The 20229-nt window shown below is 69.6% G+C and carries 14 protein-coding genes; 7 read left to right on the top strand and 7 right to left on the bottom strand.

From position 1 onward, the window contains the following. Positions 1-14 precede the first annotated feature (14 nt). Positions 15-986 carry a 1-phosphofructokinase family hexose kinase gene (locus tag IEV93_RS20020; RefSeq protein ID WP_188492311.1) on the bottom strand — a complete coding sequence of 324 codons (972 nt, stop codon included), beginning with the start codon at positions 984-986 and terminating at the stop codon, positions 15-17. Next, a complete protein-coding gene (locus IEV93_RS20025) occupies positions 983-1750 on the bottom strand; it encodes a DeoR/GlpR family DNA-binding transcription regulator (protein ID WP_188492313.1) in 768 nt (255 codons plus the stop codon). Before IEV93_RS20025 ends, IEV93_RS20020 begins: the two co-directional genes overlap by 4 nt. A 108-nt stretch (positions 1751-1858) precedes the next feature. Here IEV93_RS20025 and IEV93_RS20030 point away from each other — a divergent pair, with 108 nt between their 5' ends. Both IEV93_RS20030 and IEV93_RS20035 read left to right on the top strand, forming a co-directional pair. Continuing rightward, on the top strand, positions 1859-3595 hold the full coding sequence (locus tag IEV93_RS20030; RefSeq protein WP_229705352.1) for a phosphoenolpyruvate--protein phosphotransferase: 1737 nt from the start codon (positions 1859-1861) through the stop codon (positions 3593-3595). Between the two features lie 119 nt (positions 3596-3714). Beyond that, the gene (locus IEV93_RS20035; protein WP_229705353.1) at positions 3715-4353 is read left to right on the top strand and encodes a TetR/AcrR family transcriptional regulator; all 639 of its coding nucleotides are present in this window, start codon (positions 3715-3717) and stop codon (positions 4351-4353) included. A 28-nt stretch (positions 4354-4381) separates the two neighbouring features. Here the strand turns inward: IEV93_RS20035 and IEV93_RS20040 are convergent, their stop codons facing one another. Together IEV93_RS20040 and lexA are read right to left on the bottom strand one after the other, a co-directional pair. Beyond that, entirely contained in the window at positions 4382-5251 is an 870-nt protein-coding gene (locus tag IEV93_RS20040; RefSeq protein ID WP_188492318.1) for an SDR family NAD(P)-dependent oxidoreductase, read from the bottom strand. Positions 5252-5309: 58 nt separating this feature from the next. Continuing rightward, entirely contained in the window at positions 5310-5987 is a 678-nt protein-coding gene (gene lexA / locus IEV93_RS20045; protein WP_188492320.1) for a transcriptional repressor LexA, read from the bottom strand. 201 nt (positions 5988-6188) lie between these two features. Here lexA and IEV93_RS22565 point away from each other — a divergent pair, with 201 nt between their 5' ends. After that, positions 6189-6710: a LysM peptidoglycan-binding domain-containing protein gene (locus IEV93_RS22565; RefSeq protein WP_229705354.1), complete on the top strand. Its 522-nt coding sequence runs from the start codon at positions 6189-6191 to the stop codon at positions 6708-6710. A gap of 192 nt (positions 6711-6902) precedes the next feature. Next, positions 6903-7409: a transcriptional regulator NrdR gene (nrdR, locus tag IEV93_RS20055; protein ID WP_188493252.1), complete on the top strand. Its 507-nt coding sequence runs from the start codon at positions 6903-6905 to the stop codon at positions 7407-7409. On the opposite strand, the gene hrpA is transcribed toward nrdR, so the two are convergent. Next, positions 7380-11348, bottom strand: a complete 3969-nt coding sequence (gene hrpA / locus IEV93_RS20060; RefSeq protein ID WP_188493253.1) for an ATP-dependent RNA helicase HrpA — start codon at positions 11346-11348, stop codon at positions 7380-7382. The genes nrdR and hrpA overlap by 30 nt on opposite strands. 87 nt (positions 11349-11435) lie before the next feature. Here hrpA and IEV93_RS20065 point away from each other — a divergent pair, with 87 nt between their 5' ends. The 3 genes from IEV93_RS20065 (at position 11436) to IEV93_RS20075 (ending at position 16489) form a co-directional block, all read left to right on the top strand. Next, positions 11436-12674, top strand: coding sequence for an aminotransferase family protein (locus IEV93_RS20065; protein ID WP_188492322.1), 1239 nt, complete (start codon positions 11436-11438; stop codon positions 12672-12674). Between the two features lie 32 nt (positions 12675-12706). Beyond that, complete coding sequence (locus tag IEV93_RS20070) at positions 12707-13849, top strand: GDSL-type esterase/lipase family protein (protein ID WP_229705356.1); 1143 nt, start codon at positions 12707-12709, stop codon at positions 13847-13849. A 138-nt stretch (positions 13850-13987) separates the two neighbouring features. Then, a complete protein-coding gene (locus IEV93_RS20075) occupies positions 13988-16489 on the top strand; it encodes an alpha/beta fold hydrolase (protein ID WP_188492326.1) in 2502 nt (833 codons plus the stop codon). 10 nt (positions 16490-16499) lie between these two features. Here IEV93_RS20075 and IEV93_RS20080 read toward each other — a convergent pair whose 3' ends face one another. Then, positions 16500-18995, bottom strand: coding sequence for a DEAD/DEAH box helicase (locus tag IEV93_RS20080; RefSeq protein WP_229705357.1), 2496 nt, complete (start codon positions 18993-18995; stop codon positions 16500-16502). 3 nt (positions 18996-18998) lie between these two features. Beyond that, complete coding sequence (locus tag IEV93_RS20085; protein ID WP_188492328.1) at positions 18999-20033, bottom strand: proteasome assembly chaperone family protein; 1035 nt, start codon at positions 20031-20033, stop codon at positions 18999-19001. Positions 20034-20229 lie beyond the last annotated feature (196 nt).

A 20229-nucleotide genomic window follows, 5' to 3' on the forward strand; every position in this document is an offset into this window, starting at 1 on the left:
AGCGCGGGTGGCGCTCAGACCGCGTGGGTCGCGACCTCGCTCACGTGCACCGCGGCGAGTGCGAGGTCCGAGGGAGTCGGTGGTTGCGTCCCGGCCAGCGCCGCTGCGGCCGATCCGTAGGCGACCGCGCGGCGCAGACGCTCCGCCGGTGTCGCCTCGTCGAGGGTGGCGAGCAGGTAGCCCGCCAGGGTTGCGTCGCCCGCGCCGACCGTGCTGACCGGGACGATGGGGGGTGGCGTCGCGAGCCACCCGCCCTCGGCGGTCACCAGCAGCGCACCGGCGGCGCCGAGCGTCGCCAGCACCGCGCACCCGGCGAGCTGCTGCAGGGAGCGGGCGGTGTCGAGTGTGGGCCCGAAGTCGCCGGCATCCGCGGACCGTTCCAGCAGATCGAGGTCGGCGCCGGTCATCTCGCACAGCTCCTCGACGTTGGGCTTGATCACGTCGACGGCCACATCGGGCATCGCGGCGCGGATCGCGGTCAGCGGGGCGCCGGAGGTGTCCACGGCCACCCGGCAGCTCAACGGTGCGAGCAGGGACGCCAGGTCCGCATACCAGGAGTCGGGCACGCCCGGCGGCAGGGATCCGCACAGGGCCACCCAGGTCGCCGTGGCGGCCGATTCGACGATCAGCGCGGTCAGCGCAGACAGATCGGCGGGGCTCATCGGGTTGCCGGGCAGGTTGAGCTTGGTGGTGGTGCCGTCCGGCTCGGTGACGGTGAGGTTGCTGCGCACATCGGCGGTGACGTCGACGGTGCGGTAACGCAGTCCGACGGCGTCGAGTCCGGTCAGCAGGGGGTCGCCGGAACGGGCGGGCAACAGCGCGGTGGTGGGCATCCCGGCCATCTGCACGGCGCGGGAGACGTTGACGCCCTTGCCGCCGGGCTCGGCGCGCGAGGCGAGCGCGCGGGTGACCGATCCGCGGACCAGTGGCCCGGGCAGGGTGACGGTGCGGTCGACACTCGGGTTGGCGGTGACGGTGACGATCATGCGATCACCACCTCCACCCCGCGCGCGGAGAGCCGCGCGGAGAAGCCGGCGTCGATGCCGCCGTCGGTGATCAACACGTCGATGCGGGACAGATCGGCGAAACCGGTCATGTCTTCCTTTCCGAGCTTCGAGGAATCCGCCAGGACGACAACGCGATTGGCGGCACTGATCATGGCCGACTTCATCGCGCCCTCGTCGGGGTCCGGCGTGGACAGTCCGTGGCGTTCGGTGATCCCGTTGGTGCCGATGAACGCGACATCGACCCGGTAGTTGGACAGGGCCGCGATCGGCGCGGCCCCGACGGAGGCCTGGGTGAGACCGCGGATGCGGCCACCGAGGAAGTGCAGGTGCGCGCTCGGGTGGTCGGCGACGGTCGACGCCACGGGCAGCGAGTTGGTGAACACGGTGATGGTCCGGTCGCGGGGGAGGCAGGCCGCGGCCTGGATGGTGGTGGTACCGGCGTCGATGACGAGGCTGCCTCCCTCGGAGGGGACGAAGCGGCAGGCCGCCATGCCGATGCGGATCTTCTCGTCCGGACGAGCGGTCGCGCGCTCGGCGACGCCGAGCTCGGTCACCCGCACCGCGTCGACGGGTACCGCGCCACCGTGTACCCGTCGGAGGAACCCGGCGCGTTCGAGGAAGGCGAGGTCGCGACGCACGGTCTCGCTGGTGACGTCGAACTCCTCGGCCAGCGCGGCCACCGACGCGCGACCGTGCTGGTGCACCTGGTCTGCGATGGCCTGCTGGCGCTCTTCGGCGTACATGGGAGAACGTCCCCGTTTCGGTTGGAATGTGTTGCTTTTGATGTTGATATGAGTCTGTTTACGCCCGGATGTGTTGACAAGTCAAGCTTTTCTTGTAATTTGGATCACATGCCACCGCAGAATGACGTTCAGCTCGCTCACCGCACCCCGTCGACGGACACGTCGTCCGAGTCGACGTCCGTGCTGTCCGGGACCCCGGTCGTCGCCGGCGTCGCCTACGCGCCGGTGATGTGGCCCGGCCCGCGACCCGAACTGCCCGGTCCGGGCGAGCCGCCCGCCGACGTCGAGGCCGAGTGCGACCGCTTCGCCGCGGCGACGGTGATCGTGGCCGATCGACTGCGGGTGCGGGCCTCGGCCGGTACCGGCGTCGCCTCGGAGGTGTTGTCGGCGACCGCCGCACTCGCCGAGGACCGCGGCTGGGTCGGCGCCGCGCAGAAGCTGATCCGGGCCGGCTCGCCCGCCCCGAACGCGGCGGTCGACGCCACCGAGCAGTTCGCCGCGGTCTTCACCAAGCTCGGCGGATTGATGGCCGAGCGCGTCACCGACCTCATGGACGTCCGCGACCGCGTGCTCGCCGAACTCGCCGGTGATCCCGAGCCCGGGCTGGCACAACCGACGTCGGAGGTGATCCTCTTCGCCGACGATCTCGCCCCCGCCGACACCTCCGGCCTCGACCCGTCGATGGTGCGGGGCCTGGCCACCCGTTTCGGTGGACCCACCAGCCACACCGCGATCATCGCCCGTCAGCTGGGCATCCCGTGTGTGGTCGCCGTCGCCGATCTCACGGCGGTGCCCGCGGGTACCCCGGTGATGCTCGACGGCACCGCCGGCACGGTGACCCTCGGGTGTGACGCCGACGACGCACGCGCGCAGGTCGCCGAGTCACTCCGGCAGTCCGAACTGGTGTCGCGATGGACCGGCCCCGGACGGACCGCCGACGGCGTCGAGGTCTCGATCCTCGCCAACGTCCAGGACGGCGCGTCGGCTCGCACCGCGACCGATTTCCCCGTGGCCGGCATCGGGCTGTTCCGTACCGAGCTCGCGTTCCTCGATCGCGCCGCGGAACCGACGGTCGCCGAACAGACCACCCTCTACCGGGAGGTCGTCGACGCCTTCGCCTCGGACTCGGGTGCCCACACCGCGAAGGTCGTCATCCGCACCCTGGACGCGGGCTCGGACAAGCCGTTGCTGTTCGCCGATCAGGGGACCGAGGCGAATCCTGCGCTCGGCGTCCGAGGTCTTCGCATCGCCTTCGCCGACCCCGGCCTGCTCGACCGTCAGCTCGACGCGATCGCGCTGGCCGCCCAGGCGACCGGGGGCTCACCCTGGGTGATGGCGCCGATGGTGGCGACCGCGGCCGAGGCGAGGGGCTTCGCGGCCAAGGTGCGTGAACGCGGTCTGACCGCGGGCGTGATGATCGAGATCCCCTCGGCGGCGCTGCTGGCGCCCGCGATCCTGGCCGAGGTGGACTTCGTGTCCATCGGCACCAACGACCTGACCCAGTACACGATGGCCGCCGACCGGATGTCGTCGGAGTTGGCCGGTCTGACCGACCCGTGGCAGCCCGCGGTCCTGACCCTCATCGACCGCGTCGCGTCCTCCGGTGCGCAGGTGGGCAAGTCGGTGGGGGTCTGCGGTGAGGCCGCCGCCGACCCGCTGCTGTCGTGTGTCCTGGTGGGCATGGGGGTCACCTCGCTCTCGAGCGCACCCGCCGCGGCCGCAGGGGTGGGCGCCGCCCTCGCCGACGTCACGCTCGCGCAGTGTCAGGCCGCCGCCCGCGCGGCCCTGGCCACGGCCGATCCGGCCGCTGCGCGTCTCGCGGCCGCAGAGGCGTTGCACGCCTGACGTTCTCGACGCGAACCGTGTGACATCGCCGGTCCCGGCTGCTGCGCTCACCGAGGCGCGAGGGGGATCTCGCCACATGGGCACTACAGTCGTGGGGCGAGTGCGAGGAGGATGTCGAGGTGGCCGAGGAGACAGGCCGGCGCTACGCCGGGCGGGACCCGGCGACTCGTCGTGCGGCGCGGCGTGACCAGTTGATGGCCGCCGGTCTCGAACTGTTCGCCACCCAGGGCTACACGCGGGTGTCGGTCAAGCAGGTGTGCGACTCCGCGAAGCTGACCCAGCGCTACTTCTACGAATCGTTCGTCGACCGCGAGGATCTCCTTCTCGGTGTGTACGACGCCGTCGTCGCCGAGACCCGCCATCAGGTCGATCGTGCGCTCGCCCAGAGTGCCACCGACGTGGTCGATCTCGCGCAGTCGGCCCTCGGGGCCTTCATCGGACACCTCACCGACGACCCGCGGCTCGCCCGCATCATGCTGCTCGAGGTCGTCGGGGTCAGCCCGCGACTCGAGGATCGCCGCTATCGCGTCATCCACGACTTCGCCGACCTCATCCTGGCCGCCGGGATGACGTCGTCGCAGATCGAGGACACCTCGGCGCCGGAGTTCCGCCTGGTGGCGGTCGGGCTCGTGGGTGCTGTCAACCAGTTGCTGGTCGACTGGGTCCTGGGCAACGGCTCGCACGATCCCGACGCGATCCTGTCGGTGTGCACCGGTCTGTTCGCCGCATCGTTCGAACGGTTCTACGACCGCGCCTGATCGGGGTCCGGTCGAACTCGACTGCGCGTCAGCGCAATCGACGGCCCGACCGCGTCTCGACCTGTCGGACGAGATCGATCAGCGTCGTATCGCGACGCAGTGAGCGGTCCAGCAACGGGTTGATGATGCCCCGCAGCGTCGCGACCGGGATCCAGCGGCGCGGGATCTGTACGCGCGCGGCACGTCGTTCGATGCCGGCGGCGACCGCACGCCCCACCCGCTCCGGGGCGATGGGGGTGCGCAGCGGGGCCGGGAACGCCCGGGCCACCAGTGCGGTCGCGAGGTCGTCCTTGCCGAAGGCGACGTCGGCGATCGGTGTCGCCACCCACCCCGGGTACAGGACGCCCGCGGAGGCGCCGTGTGCCGCCAGCTCGACGCGCAGCGCACGGCCGATCTGTTCGACCGCGGCCTTGGTCGCCGCGTAGGGCGCGTTGACCATGCCGTTGAGGTACGCGTACGTCGAGGACGTGATCAGCACGTGCCCCTGCGACTCGACGATGTGCGGGAGGGCGGCACGGACGGTGTTCCACACCCCGGCGAGGTTCACCGCGATCACGCGTTCGAAGGTGCCGTCGGCGACGCTGAGCACCGTGTCGGCGGACTCCCCGCTGGAGATGCCTGCGTTCGCGTGCACCACGTCGATGCGGCCGAAACGAGCGGCGGCGGTGTCCATCACGTGACGCAGATCGTCGGGGGAGGTGACGTCGGCCCGCAGGGCCAGCGTCCGTGCGGGGCCGAGTTCGCCGGCCACCGCATCGACCGAGGCCTGGTCCAGATCGACCAGGACGACGATCCCGCCCCGGGCGTGCAGTTCGCGCGCCACCGCCCGACCGATCCCGCCTGCGGCCCCGGTGATGACGACGACCGCACCGGACAGGTCGATCTTCTTCTCGCTCATGGGGTCATTGTGACACGCCGTCGGGTCAGATCGGCGGGTCGAGGTCGGCCGTGACGCCTCAGATGCGCCGCATGACGGTGACGACCTTGCCCAGGATCGCGGCCTCGTCACCGGGGATGGGGTCGAACAGCGGGTTGTGCGGCATCAGCCACACCGTGCCGTTCGTGCGTTTGAACGTCTTGACCGTGGCCTCACCGTCGATCATCGCGGCCACGATGTCGCCGTTGTCGGCGACGTTCTGCTGACGCACGACGACCCAGTCGCCGTCGCAGATGGCGGCGTCGATCATGGACTCACCCACCACCTTGAGCATGAACAGGGCGCCGTCTCCGACCAGCTCACGGGGGAGTGGGAACACCTCCTCGACGGCCTGCTCGGCGAGGATCGGACCACCCGCGGCGATCCGTCCGAGGACCGGCACGTAGGTCGGTGTCGGCAGGGCGTCGGTCTCCGGCGTGATGTCGGCGGGATCCTGGTCCTGGACGTTGACCGCGCGAGGGCGGTTGTGGTCGCGCTTGAGGAAGCCCTTGCGCTCGAGTGTGCGCAACTGGTGGGCGACCGACGACGTGGACGTGAGGCCGACGGCATCGCCGATCTCGCGGATGCTCGGTGGGTAACCGCGCTCGCGAACCGACGCGCGGATGACCTCGAGGACCTTCGCCTGCCGTGAGGTCAGATCGGCCTCACTGATGGGTCCCTCGGCGGCCTCGGTGGTGCTGACGGTGGTGTCGGACACGGTGTCCCTCCTGTCGCGGCCCGCCGTCGACGGGCCTGTGGGGCCTGTTCGAGAAGCGCGCGGACCTGCTGTCACCTGGGACAGTAGAGGACTTGATAACAACTTTCAAACATTTGTTCGATCGTGTCGGGACTTTGTCGGACCCCCGTGTTCTAATCGAACATACGTTCATTCGAACGTCTGGTCGATGAGGAGAACGTCATGAATCAGACTCTCACGCGTCACACGAGCACCACGGTCACTGCGCCGGTCCGTACGTCTGACACCGTCCGCCGAACCGCGGTGCACGGCGCTCCCGCGCGTCGTCGCGCCACCACCGGCGGTCTGCGCCCCGACGTCCGCCGTCCCGCGGGTCGCCGTCCGGAGGTCGCCCGCCCGCGGACCGGCGCGGCGTGCGGAGACGCCCGGCGGCAGGCCCCGCCGGCGCTGCGGCCCGCCCCGATCGGTTGGGCGGTAGCCGTCGTCGTGGGCATCGGGCTCGCGATCGTGATGTGGATGATGGTCGTCAGCGGTTCGGTGTTCGCCGACTCCACCGCGCCTGCGGTCAGTGGTACCGAGCTGGTGCACGTGCGCGGAGGCGAGTCACTGGGTGAGTTGGCCGGGCGGGTCGCGCCGGATCAGCCGATGTCGTCGGTCGTCGCCACCATCAAGGACCTCAATCACCTGAGCGGATCGGCGATCACCGCCGGCCAGCCGCTGCTCGCCCCGACCTACCTGCGCTGAGTCGTCCCGGTGATGTTCGAGGACAGTCGGCGGGTGCGTCGACCACCCGAGGTCACCGCGACCGTTCACGCCGTGTCCGGGCTCGGATACGCACCGGTATCCTGGTCACCAGGGGTTCGTCTCGGACTCCGCGTCGACGCCGAGGGTGTGCCCCCGTCGTCGCGCCCACGGATCCGGCTCGAGGACACACCGATGCATTGCCCCTTCTGCAAGAACGAGGACACCCGCGTGGTCGACTCGCGTGTTGCCGACGAGGGCCAGGCGATCCGCCGGCGCCGCTCCTGTTCGGAGTGTGGTCGCCGCTTCACGACGGTCGAGAGTGCGGTGCTCGCGGTGGTGAAGCGAAACGGCGTCACCGAACCCTTCAGTCGCGAGAAGGTCATGCTGGGCGTTCGACGGGCGTGCCAGGGCCGTCAGGTCGACGAGGACAGTCTGAGACAACTCGCCCAGCAGGTCGAGGACTCGGTGCGGGCGTCGGGATCGGCCGAGATCCCCAGCAACGAGGTGGGTTTGGCGATCCTGCAGCCCCTTCGTGAACTGGACGAGGTCGCGTACCTTCGTTTCGCGTCGGTCTACCGTTCGTTCGAGTCGGTCGAGGACTTCCAGCGCGAGATCGACGATCTCCGTGCGCTCCCGTCACGCGCCGCGAACGCCCACGCGACGGCCGGTTCAGCCGCGGAGGGCGTCGATCGCCCGTAGTATCCGTTTCTCCGACACCGGGTATGCCGTTCCGATCCGCTCGGCGAACAGCCCGATCCGGAGTTCCTCGACCATCCAGTGGATCTGCTCGTTGATCGCCGCCTGCCGTGCGGGTGTGGCCCGGGCGACCGCGGAATTCCATCGTGCGGTCACGGTGTCGACGGCGCTCATGGCGCGCGCGTCCTGTGCCAAGGCCGCGGGAAGTTTTCCCAGCCGTACGACGATGGCGTCGAGGTAGGCAGGTAGTCGCAGCAGGTGGTCGAATCCCGTGTCGGCGATGAACCCCTGGTAGACGAGGTGGTCGAGTTGCTCGGTGATGTCGTCGAACACCGGGCCGGGACCGACTCGGTCCAGTTCTGTTCGGATCGGTGCCATCCGTGTCATCGCGTCTCCGACGGCGGCGAGCACGCGTCGCGCCGACTGCGGGACGTCACGGGCCACCTGCGCCCGCAGGGCCGCGTACCGGGCGCTGTCGGTGACGTCGTCGGTGGGTCCGAGCGCGCCGCGGATCGCCGCGCCGGTGCAGTCCCGCAGCAGCGCCTCGGTGCTCGCGTACGGGCTCTGGGACAACGCGATCCGGTCGCCGACGGGCAGTTGTGCCACGGCACTGGGTTTGAGCTGTGGGATGGACAACTCGAGCAGCGCGATGATGCCCTGACGCGTCTGGGCGCGTGCCTGCGCCGGCGACGACGCCATGTCGAGGACCACACCATTCGGTACCGCGCGCAGTGACGGGTGGCTGGTGACCCGTTGGCCGGCGATGGTGTCGACGACCGAGTCGGCCAGGGTTCCGATGGTGGTCGGTGTCCACTCTGTCACCGGTGTCGAGATCGGCTGCGGCGCAACGCGATCAGCGCTCGGTACGGTTCTCGAGCCGCGCGGGGACGTCCGTCGGTTCGTCGCGGGTTCGACGGCGGCCATGCGCGGTCGGTCGACGGCCGCGACAGCCGTGACGAGTTCGGTCAGCGACGACGCGTCCGCGACGGTTGTACCGTCGTCGGTCTCGGCGACGTAGGTCATCCGCAGGTGATCGGGTAGACCGGTCGGGTCGAAGTCGGTGGGTGCGATCACCACTCCGGTCCGACGGGTCAGTTCGCGCGCGAGGCCGGTCGCGATGGGCTCGCTGCGGGGGGTGAGCGCCGCGAGTGCGGGACCCGCGGCGTCCGCGGCCGGCGGCAGCCGACGACGGATCGCCTTGGGCAGGGTCCGGACCAAGGCGACCGCGAGTTCGGCACGCAATCCCGGTACCAGCCAGTCGAAGCCGGACGGTCGTACGCGGGGGAGCAGGGCCACGGGGATGTGCACGGTGACACCGTCGCGGTCGGTACCGGGTCGGAACTCGTACGTCAGGGCCAACCGGGCCTCGCCCTGCTGCCAGTGGTCGGGGTACTCGGTCGCCGAGATCGCGTCGGGGTCGGCGACGGCGTCGGCCGTCAGATCGAGGAGGTCGGGATCGGCGGCGCGTGCGGTCTTCCACCAGGTGTCGAAGTGCGCACCGGAGACCACCTCCTCCCCGATGCGTTCGTCGTAGAAATCGAACAGCTGGTCGTCGTCGATGACGAGATCACCGCGCCGGGCGCGGTGTTCGAGATCGCGGGCGTCGTCGAGCAATGCCCGGTTGCGTTCGAAGAACGGGTGACGGGTCCGCCACTCGCCTTCGACGAGGGCGTGGCGGATGAACAGCTCCCGAGACACCTCGGGGTCGATCCGCCCGAACGGGACCGGCCGGTTGACCACGAGTGGTACCCCGTAGAGCGTGACCCGCTCGTAGGCCATGGCGCACGCGCGCTTGATGGACCAGTGCGGTTCGCTGTACTGGCGTTTGGCCAGGGGCCCGGCGATCTTCTCCGCCCACTCGGGTTCGATCCCCGCGGCGGTACGCGCGAACAGCCGTGAGGTCTCGACGATCTCGGCGGCCATCACGAACCGAGGCGGCTTCTTCGCCAGGGGCGACCCGGGGAACACGACGAATCGGGTACCGCGGGCGCCGAGGAACTCCCGTGCCTCGCCCTCCCGGATCCCGAGGTGTCCCAGCAGGCCGGCGAGCAGCGACTGGTGTACCGACGCGGGCGCCGCCGCCGTGGAGTTCGGCGACCACCCCTTGTCGGCGGTGATGCGCTCGAGCTGACGATGCAGTTCGCGCCACTCGCGGATCCGCAGCCAGTGCAGGAACTCCCGCTCGCACTGCCGACGGAACTGGTTGTTCGACAGGTCGCGGCGGGCCTCCTCGAGGTGATCCCACAGCGCGAGGATCGACAGGAAGTCCGATCCGGCGACCGAGTACTTCTTGTGTGCCTCGTCGGCGGCCTGACGGTGCTCGGCCGGACGCTCACGGACATCGGGCAGCGACAGCGCGGAGACGATGACGAGTACCTCGGCCAGTGCACCGTTGTCGCGGGCGGCCACCAGCATCCGCGCCCACCGGGGATCGACCGGCAGGTCGGAGAGGTCGCGGCCGACGGGGGTCAACGTCCGTTGCGCACCCTGGCCCTGCACGGCGCCGAGCTCGTCGAGGAGTCCGACGCCGTCCCGGATCGAGCGCGCGTCCGGGGCCTCGACGAACGGGAACGCGGCGATGTCGCCGAGTCCGAGTGCGGTCATCGTGAGGATCACCGAGGCGAGGTTGGTGCGCAGGATCTCCGGTTCGGTGAACTCCGGGCGTGCGTCGAAGTCGTCCTCGCCGTAGAGCCGGATGCAGATACCGTCGGCGACACGGCCGCAACGCCCGGCCCGCTGTCGGGCACTCGCCTGCGAGACGGGTTCGATCGGTAGTCGCTGGACCTTGGTGCGCAGCGAGTACCGGGAGATCCGGGCGGTGCCGACGTCGACGACGTAGCGGATGCCGGGCACCGTCAGCGAGGTCTCGGCGATGTTGGTGGACAGGATGATCCGTCGCTGAGTCGACGTGGTGAAGACCTCGTGTTGAGCCGCGGTCGACAGACGCGAAAACAGCTGGAGGATCTTCACGCCCGAATCGGCGAGGCCCCGCAGGGCGTCGGCGGTGTCGCGGATCTCGCGTTCGGTCGCGAGGAAGACCAGGATGTCGCCCGGGCCGTCCCGGCTGAGCTCGTCGATCGCCGCGCGGATCGCTTGGATCTGGTCGAGGTCCTCGTGATCGTGTTCCGGGTCGTCGGAGTCGGCCGACAACGGGCGGTACCTGACCTCGACCGGATAGGTGCGACCGGATACCGCGATGATCGGCACCGGGTTCCCGGGCGTCGCGAAGTGCTCGGCGAAGCGTCCGGGATCGATGGTCGCCGAGGTGATGACGACCTTGAGATCGGGGCGGCGGGGGAGCAGCTGCTTGAGGAAGCCGAGGATGAAGTCGATGTTGAGGCTCCGCTCGTGGGCCTCGTCGACGATGATCGTGTCGTAGGCACGCAGCAGCGGGTCGCGTCCGATCTCGCGGAGCAGGATGCCGTCGGTCATCACCTTGACCAGCGTGTCGTCGCCGGACTTGTCGTCGAAGCGGACCGAGAACCCCACGGTGTGGCCGAGTTCGGTGTCGGTCTCCTCGGCGATGCGGGCGGCGACCGCGCGGGCGGCGATGCGCCGGGGCTGGGTGTGCCCGATCGTCCCGCGGACCCCGCGCCCGAGTTCGAGGCAGATCTTGGGCAGCTGGGTCGTCTTGCCCGACCCGGTCTCCCCGGCGACGACGATCACCTGGTGGTCGGCCAGTGCCGTGGCGATCTCCTCCCGCGCGCCCGAGATGGGCAGTTCGGGCGGATAGTCCAGGGTCGGGACGGACTCCCGACGGCGGACGAGGCGTGCCTGCGCGGACCGCAGGGCGCCGGTGAAACGATTCCGGTCGGTGTCCGTGCGCAGGCGCGACCGGCGGCGTCGCAGCCGGTATTCGTCGGCGATCGAGACCTCGTCCCAGGCGATCGCCGCGCCGTCGGGGTCGGCGCTCGGACGGGGCCGACGGGTCTGGTTGGACATGATGCTCCCCAGGATATTCGTCATCGACCGGACGGTGCCGGTGGCGTCGGAATCGGCGGGTGCCGACCGACAGGCATGATGTGTGCCATGACATCGACGTTGTGGCATGGATTCGCCGACATGGGCGCAGTGAGCGCGAACGGCCCGTTCGCCATCGCACGGGGCGAGGGCGTCCACATCTGGGACACCGAGGGCAAGCAATACCTCGACTCCACCGCGGGACTCTGGTTCACCAACGTCGGACACGGCCGGACCGAGATCGGCGACGCCGTCGGACGCCAGCTCGGCACGCTCGCGCACTACTCGGGCTTCGGCGACATCGCCCCGGCGATCACCATCGAGCTCGCGGAGCGTCTCGGTGAGATCGCCCCGGTGCCCGGCAGCAAGGTGTTCTTCACCTCCGGCGGCAGCGACTCCATCGACACCGCCGCCAAGCTGGCCCGACGGTATTGGCACGAGAAGGGCCTGCCCGACAAGAAGCTGATCGTCGGCCGGACCAAGGCGTATCACGGGATGCACGTCGCGGGCACCGCGTTGTCCGGGCTGCCGCCGAACCGCGACGGGTACGGCGAGCTGATGGCCGACGCCGCCACGATCGACTGGGACGACGCCAAGAGTCTGCTCGGCCTCATCGAGCGTGTGGGCGCCGATTCGGTGGCCGCATTCTTCTGCGAGCCGGTGATCGGTGCGGGCGGCGTCTACCTCCCGCCGGATGGATACCTCTCCGAGATACGCCAGATCTGCCGTGACCACGATGTCCTGTTCGTGGCCGACGAGGTCGTCACCGGATTCGGTCGGATCGGTGGGTCCTGGTTCGCATCACAGCGATTCGATCTCGCGCCGGACATGGTGACCACGGCCAAGGGCCTGACGTCGGGGTACGTCCCGATGGGCGCGGTGTTCATCGCGCCACACATCGCCGAGCCGTTCTACTCCGGTGGCGTCTGGTGGCGCCACGGCTACACCTACGGCGGTCACGCCGGCGCCGCGGCGGCGGCCATGGCCAACCTCGACATCATCGAGCGCGAGGGCCTCGTCGGTGAGGCGAAGCGCATCGAGTCCGATCTGCACACCGCACTCGCACCGTTGGCCGACCACGCCGCGGTCTCCGAGATCCGCAGTGGCATCGGCGCGATCGCCGCGGTCCAGCTCGCCGACCCCGCCACGGCGCCCGCCGCGGTCGCCGCTCTGCGCGCCCACGGGGTCAGTGGTCGTGCCGCCGGCCAGGGGGCACTGCAGATCTCGCCGGCGTTCGTGATGACGACCGAGCAGGTCCACGAGCTGGCTCAGCGCATCGGTGATGCGCTCGATCACCTGGTCTCCTGACGCCCGGGGTGAGCGGCTGGTTCGACATACCGGTGTCAGAGCGGACCGTCCGCGGAGCCATCGAGCTCGAGGAGACCGATTCCGGGACACTGCCGCACCGACTACCGCGGTGGGCCCTCGAGCAGGTCGGCGACGACCGTCTGAGCATGTCCGAGACCCAACCCGCCGGGGTGCGGATCGCGTTCCGTTCGGCCGCCACGGCCGTCGAGGTCGACGTCCGGGCGACCAGGGTCGTCTACCCGGGTCTTCCACCGCGGCCGGTGGGGCTCCACGATCTGCTCGTCGACGGTCGGCTCGTGGCACAGGCGAGTGCGGGAACGGCCACGACGATGTCGGTCGACATGGCCACCGGGAGGGTGGACACCGAGGCGGGTGAGATGGCCACGCTGCGGTTCGACGGGCTACCCGGGCGTGCCGAGGACATCGAGGTCTGGTTGCCGCACAACGAGACCACCGAGATCGTCGCGATCCGCGCAGACGCCGCGATCGAACCCGTGGACCTCTCCGGCCGCCGCAGGTGGCTCCACCACGGCAGCTCCATCAGTCAGGGATCGAACGCCGGCAGCCCGTCGCTGACGTGGCCCGCCCGCACCGCCACCGCCACCGGCGTCGAGCTGACCAACCTCGGCTTCGGCGGCAACGCGTTGCTCGACCCGTGCGTCGCCCGGGTCATGCGCGACACCCCGGCCGACCTGATCAGCGTCGAGATCGGTATCAACCTGGTCAACGCCGACCTGATGCGCCTGCGCGCGTTCGGTCCGGCCGTCCACGGATTCCTCGACACCATCCGCGACGGACACCCCGACACCCCGCTGACGGTCGTGTCGTCGATCTGTTGTCCGATCCACGAACAGACCCCGGGCCCCGGTGCGTTCGATCTCGCCGCACTGGCCGTCGGGGAGGTCCGGTTCCGGGCGACCGGCGATCCCGCCGAGACCAGCGCGGGAAAGCTGACGCTGCAGGTGATCCGGGATCGTCTGGCCGACATCGTCGCGCAACGCCGCCGCCACGACCCGGCACTGCACCACGTGAACGGTCTCGACCTCTACGGTCCCGCGGACGTCGCCGAACTCCCGTTGCCGGATGCGTTGCACCCGGATGCGGCGGGTCACCGACGGATCGCCGAGCGCTTCGGTGCGCTGGCCTTCGGTCCCGGCGGGCCGTTCGCGGGATGATCGGATCGGTCGTCCACCAGGACGGCGGTCACACGTTCGGTTGACGTCGGAGGCCCGGTCTCGCTCCGCGCTGCGAGGTCCGGCGAGGTCTGGCGAGGTCTGGTTAAATCCCGGCAAATGCGGCAGAGACTCGATTCGGTGCGTACAGCGGAGAGCGTGGACACGGTCGGCGATCTCCTCGAGCGCGCGGCGCGTTCGGTTCCGGAGACTGTCGCGGTCGTCACCGTGACCGGTCGGATGAGCTACCACGACCTGCACACGGCCGCAGACGGGTACGCCCGCCTGCTGCGTCGCGGGGACGAGCGGTCGCCGGTGGTCGTCGGACAGGACGGGACCGTCGATGCGGTGGCGCGATCGCTCGGCGTGATGATGTCAGGCCGCGCACTGGTCGCGATCGACACGGGCCTGCCCGCCGACCGGGTCACCCGCATCGTGAACGCGTGCGGGGCGTCGACCATGACGCCGAACGTGACACCCGCCCCGGCGGTCCGCGACGTCGAAACCGGCGACCCGGTGGATCCCGACGGGATCGCGATGATCTGCTACACGTCGGGGTCGACGGGAGATCCCAAGGGGGTCATGCTCGCTCACCGAACCGTGGTGGCGAAGGTGCGCGACATCGTCGACGGCCAGCAGCTGCGTCCTGACGATCGACTCGCCGATCTGCTGCCGCTCGGTTTCAGTGCGGGCATGAACACCGTGCTCGCCGGGATCGCCTGCGGCGCAACGGTTGTATGTACCGATCCCCGTGACACCGATCTGGATTCACTCGCCACCTGGCTGCGATCGGAGTCCGTGACGACCCTGCACAGCTCGGTCGTGGCGGCCCGGGCACTCGGTGCGGCCGTGGGGTCGCGGACTGTCGGTCCCATCCCGACGGTTCGCCAGGTCGCCTACTACGGCGAGGCCGCCACCGGATCCGATGTGGCACAGACGCGTCACATCGCGACCCCGGCACCGACCATCGTGAACTGGTACGCCGCCACCGAGGTGGGGATGGTCGGCCACTGGGTCCTCACCGCTCGTGACGAGCCGCCGGTCGGGCGGATCCCCGCGGGGCACCCGCCCTCGGGCCGCACCGTCCACATCGTCGACGAGCACGGGGACCGGGTCGGCGACGGCTCGATCGGCGAGGTGGTCGTCGTCGGAGGCCCGGTCGCCGACGGATATCTCGGGCGGTCGTCGTCGCGCTTCTTCACCGACGACACCGGGGTCGGCGGATACCGCACCGGCGATCGTGGGCATCTCGACGCCGACGGGACCCTGCACCTGGCCGGACGGATGGACGACGCGGTCAAGATCCGGGGCTATCTTGTCGAACCCAGCGAGGTGGAATCGGCGCTGCACATACACACCGGTGTGCACGAGGCCGCTGTCTGCGCCACCGACGCCGATGGCGACATCCACCTGGTCGCCTACATCAGCGGCCCGATCACCTCGGAGGCCGACACCGATCGCCGCATCCGCGATCACCTACGTTCGACGCTGCCCGAATGGATGGTGCCGCGACACGTCGTCGGCCTGGCGGCGCTGCCGAGAACCGAACGCGGCAAACTCGATCGGGCCGCACTGCCCGCTCCCGGCGTCCGCGACACCGCACGCAGGCGTCGGCAGGCCCCCGACATCGTCGAATCGGTCGCTCGCTTCGCGGTCACGCTGGCGATGGGTGTCGACGACATCGACTCCGATCAGGACCTGATGGCACTGGGGGCCGATTCGTTGGCCCTCGCGCGGATTGCGACGACGGTTCGTCAACGCATCAACGGCGACATCGATTTCGCCGAGTTCACCACCACCCCCACGATCGCGACGTTGGCGGCGAGCATCCGCGACCACTATCGCAACGGCGGCGGAATACGTACGGGCAACGGCGTCCTCGTTCCGATCCGCGCCGCGTCACCCGAGACGACGCAGGCGACCCCGCTCTTCGTGGTCGCCGGCGCCGGTGGCCCGGCGTCGTCGCTCATGGCGATGGCCCGACACCTCGCACCCGGCCGGGCGGTCCACGGCCTGCAGGCACTCGGACTCGAGCGGACCGGACGGCCGGATCGCAGTGTCACCGCGATGGCGCGCCGCTACGTGGAGCTGATCACCACCGTGCAGCCGCACGGGCCGTATCTGCTGGCCGGACACTCGATGGGTGGCGTCGTGGCCCTGGAGATGTCGGCGCAGCTCGCCGACCGGGGTGAGCAGACCCGACACCTCATCGCGATCGACACGTCCCTGTCGGAGAACCTGATCGCCGATCTCGACCCCGACGACCCTGCGGCCGCAGAGCCGGGCGAGACCGACGAACCCGATGTGCCGTATCAACCCGACGTGTCGGTATCGAAGCGACAACTGGTGGCGTTGGTGGCCAAGATCCCGTTGGCCGGACGGGTGATCTTCGATCCGGTGACGCAGTGGATCATCTTCTACCGCCTCGGCGGACGCCTCACCGACCGACACCGACTCCGTCGGGTCGACACCCCGATCACCGTTCTCGCCGCGCCCGGTACCCGGCATCGTCGTCACTGGTGGCAGGCCGTGACTCGCGGCGAGGTCGACATCCGACCGGTGCGTGGCGGACACGTCGAACTGCTGCACGAGCCGCACGTGGCCGAGGTGGCGGGGATCGTCGACGACGTGCTCGGCACCTGACGTCGGTGGGTCAGCCGGGGTGGATCTCCATGTCCGTCATACGGATTCGGTCGGACTCGTCGACGTCCGGGTCGGTTTCGATCTGCACCTGCGCGGTCAACGACCACCCGTGGTCGCCCTGCGGGTCGTCGAAGGTCTGCCGGACCCGCCACACATCGTCGCTCCCGTCGAGGGCGAACAGCTGCGGACTGCGGGCCTGCGGGCCGGCGTCGAGATCGCCGTACTCGTCGAAGTACTCGGCGAGTTCCTCGCTCCACGCGACGTCGGGGTGGGTCCGGTACAGCGTGGGCCAGTCGCGCCGTGAGATCGCGCTGATCATCGCGAACATGTGATTGCGCACCTGCACGCGGCACGCTCGCAGGTTGGGTCCGGTGGTCGGTGGGCGCGCGTCGGTGGGTGCACCGTCCTCGGGGTGGGTGAGCTGCTCCCACTCGTCGATCAGGCTCGAGTCCACCCGGCGCACGAGGTCGCCCAGCCACTCGATCAGGTCGTCGAGTTCGGGGGTGTGCTGGGCGGTCGGCAGCCCATGGCGGGCCGAGCGGTAGACGTCGGTCAGGTAGCGCAGGACCACGCCCTCGCTGCGGGCGAGTTTGTAGCGGGCCACGAAGTCGTTGAACCCCATGGCCTGTTCGACCATCTCGCGGACGATCGACTTCGGTGACGGGGGAGTGCCGGAGACCCACGGATGTCCGCGACGGTAGATGTCGAACGAGCCCTCCAGGAGGTCGAAGAGCGGCATGGGCCACGTGATCTCCTCCAGCAGCTCCATCCGCTCGTCGTATTCGATGCCGTCGGACTTCATCTCCGCGATGGCGACATCGCGTGCGGCGCTGCGTTGGGCACGCAGGATCGGGCGGGGGTCCTCGATGGTCGACTCGATGACCGACAGCGCATCGAGCGCGTAGCCGGGATCCTCGGTGTCGAGGATCTCGCACGCCGCGATCGCGAACGAGGACAACGGGTTCGACAACGCGAAGTTCGCCGGGAGGTCGGTGGTCAGCCGTACGGCCTTGCCGGAGGCGTCCGGCTCCATCGATTCGACGAGTCCTGCGGTGCGCAGTCCCCGGTAGATCTCGATCGCCCGCAGGATGTGCTTCCGCTGCCGCTCGCGCGGTTCGTGGTTGTCCTCGAGGAGATGGCGCATCGAGGTGAAACAGTTGGCGGGGCGGGCGATCACGTCGATCACCATGGAGGTGGTGACCTTGAAGTGTGACCGCAGAGGCTCGGGCGGCGCCGCGATGAGTCGTTCGAAGGTCGGCTCGCCCCACGAGACGAAACCCTCCGGCGCCTTCTTGCGTTGGATCTTCTTGAGCTTCTTCGGATCGTCGCCGGCTTTCGCGGTCGCCCGCGCGTTCTCGACGTCGTGTTCGGGCGCCTGGGCGACGACGAAACCGCGGGTGTCGTAGCCCGCCCGGCCGGCACGACCGACGATCTGGTGGAACTCGCGTGCCTGCAGATGGCGCGTCTTGACGCCGTCGTATTTGGTCAGGCCGGTGAGCAGCACCGTGCGGATCGGGACGTTGATCCCGACGCCGAGGGTGTCGGTACCGGCCACCACCTTGAGGAGTCCCTGCTGCGCAAGGCGTTCGACGAGTCGTCGGTAGCGGGGGAGCATGCCGGCGTGGTGCACGCCGATCCCGGCGCGGACCAGTTTCGACAGCGTGTTGCCGAACCCGGAGGTGAACCGGAAGTCGCCGATCGCGACCGCGATCGCGTCACGCTGCTCCCGGCTGCAGATGTTCGCGCTCAGCAGGGCCTGGGCGCGTTCGACCGCGGAGGCCTGCGTGAAGTGCACGACGTAGACCGGTGCCCGGTCGGCCTCGATCAACCGCTCGATGGTGTCGTGCACCGAGGTCAGGACGTAGGAGTAGTCGAGGGGGACCGGCCGTTGGGTGCCGGTGATCGACGCGGTCTCCCGGCCGGTGCGGCGCCGGAGGTCGTCGGCGAAGAAGGTGACGTCACCGAGGGTGGCTGACATCAGCAGGAACTGCGCGCGCGGCAGTTCGACGATCGGGACCTGCCAGGCCCAGCCGCGTTCGGTGTCGCCGTAGTAGTGGAACTCGTCCATGACGATCAGTCCCACGTCGGCGTCGGCGCCGGTGCGCAACGCGAGGTTGGCGAGCACCTCGGCGGTCGCGCAGATGATCGGTGCACCGGCGTTGACGGTGGCGTCGCCGGTCATCATGCCGACCGAGTCGGCGCCGAACTGCGCGCACAGGTCGAAGAACTTCTCGCTGACCAGCGCCTTGATGGGCGCGGTGTAGAAGGTGCGCTGACCGCGTCCCAGGGCGAACGACGTCGCGCCCGCCGCGACCAGGGACTTACCCGACCCGGTGGGGGTGGACAGGATCACGTTGGCCCCGGAGACCAACTCGATCAGGGCCTCTTCCTGCGCGGGGTAGAAGGTCAGTCCCCGCGACTCCGCCCAGCGGGAGAACTCGTCGTACAGCTCGTCGGGGTCCGACGTCCCCGAGGGGATGAAGGTGGCCGGTGCGTCACCGCTCACGCATCACCCGGCTGAACCCGGCTGCGCATCGTCGTCGGAGTCGTCGTCGGAGGTCTGGTCAGCCCGCTCTGCCGACGTGTCGGACTGATCGGTCGTCGACATGTCGGGCTGATCGGCCGTCGACGTGTCGACCTGATCAGCGAGGAAGCGTTCGAGCTCGGCGCCGAGTTCGTCCGGGGACGGCAGCGCCTCCTCGGCGGCGAGGAGCGAGGCCTTCTCGGTCTGCGCGGTGTTGAACGCGTCGTACTGGTTCTCCAGCGCCGAGACGACCGACTCGACCTCGGAGTTGCCCGAGACCTCTGCGTCGACCTGTGTGCGCACCTTCGCCGCAGCGTTCTCGAGTGCTGCCACCGGCAGGTCCAGCCCGGTGACCTGGGCCAGCGACTGGATCAAGGTGGCCGATGCGCCCGGGTACTGAGCCTGTGAGAGGTAGTGCGGTACGTGCACCGACAGCCCCGCGGTGTCGTACCCGCTCTGGGCCATCCGCAGCTCGACGAGCATCGAGGCGCTGGCCGGGATCTTCAGTTCGCTGCCCCACCGCGGCAGGTCGCCGAGCATCTCCTGGTCGGATCCGTGCGCGGTGATCGACGACGGGCGGGTGTGCGGGATGGCCATGGGGATCGCGTTCAGGCCGACCACCGACGACACCTGGAAGTGATCGGACAGTCGTCGCACGGCCTCGACGAAACGCTCCCATCGCAGATCGGGTTCGGCGCCCGCGAGCAGGAGGAACGGTCGACCGGCGTTGTCGCGGATCGCGTGGATCGTCAGGGTGGGCATCTCGACGTCGGTGAATTCCTGGCCGGAGAACTCCATGGTCGGACGACGCGATCGGTAGTCGATCAGCTCGTCGGTGGAGAACGTGGCGACGAGCTCGGACTCGAGGCTGTCGCGGAGATGCTCGGCTGCCAACGCCACCGCGTGCCCCGCGTCGGCGAAACCCTCCATGGCGTGGACCAGAACAGGGCCATTGCCCTCGTCGCCGGTCACCTGGGGTACGGGAAACTCCAGCTCGTACAACGTGGATTTCTCGTCCATCGTGGCCTCCTTGTCGGCGCAATTGTCGCCCACCGCCGTGTCGACGGCCAAATGCTCCGCGGCCGGGGCCGAGAGGACTCGTGTGGGGACGTTCGCCTCTGTGCAACGACCGCGACGGGGTCGGGTGTTCCCCGCGACTCAGGTATGCCCGTTCGCGCATGACAAACTCGGAGATGCACGACACACTGGTCGCGAG

The sequence above is a fragment of the Williamsia phyllosphaerae genome, assembly GCF_014635305.1.
Taxonomy (GTDB): Bacteria; Actinomycetota; Actinomycetes; order Mycobacteriales; family Mycobacteriaceae; genus Williamsia_A; species Williamsia_A phyllosphaerae.

Excerpts from the sequence above, each read along its gene's own strand:
- IEV93_RS20065 (WP_188492322.1), top strand. The coding sequence starts at position 11,436 with ATGACATCGACGTTGTGGCATGGATTCGCCGACATGGGCGCAGTGAGC.
- IEV93_RS20020 (WP_188492311.1), bottom strand. The coding sequence starts at position 986 with ATGATCGTCACCGTCACCGCCAACCCGAGTGTCGACCGCACCGTCACC.
- hrpA (WP_188493253.1), bottom strand. The coding sequence starts at position 11,348 with ATGTCCAACCAGACCCGTCGGCCCCGTCCGAGCGCCGACCCCGACGGC.
- IEV93_RS20025 (WP_188492313.1), bottom strand. The coding sequence starts at position 1,750 with ATGTACGCCGAAGAGCGCCAGCAGGCCATCGCAGACCAGGTGCACCAG.
- IEV93_RS20040 (WP_188492318.1), bottom strand. The coding sequence starts at position 5,251 with ATGAGCGAGAAGAAGATCGACCTGTCCGGTGCGGTCGTCGTCATCACC.
- IEV93_RS20030 (WP_229705352.1), top strand. The coding sequence starts at position 1,859 with ATGCCACCGCAGAATGACGTTCAGCTCGCTCACCGCACCCCGTCGACG.
- IEV93_RS20085 (WP_188492328.1), bottom strand. The coding sequence starts at position 20,033 with ATGGACGAGAAATCCACGTTGTACGAGCTGGAGTTTCCCGTACCCCAG.
- IEV93_RS22565 (WP_229705354.1), top strand. The coding sequence starts at position 6,189 with ATGAATCAGACTCTCACGCGTCACACGAGCACCACGGTCACTGCGCCG.
- nrdR (WP_188493252.1), top strand. The coding sequence starts at position 6,903 with ATGCATTGCCCCTTCTGCAAGAACGAGGACACCCGCGTGGTCGACTCG.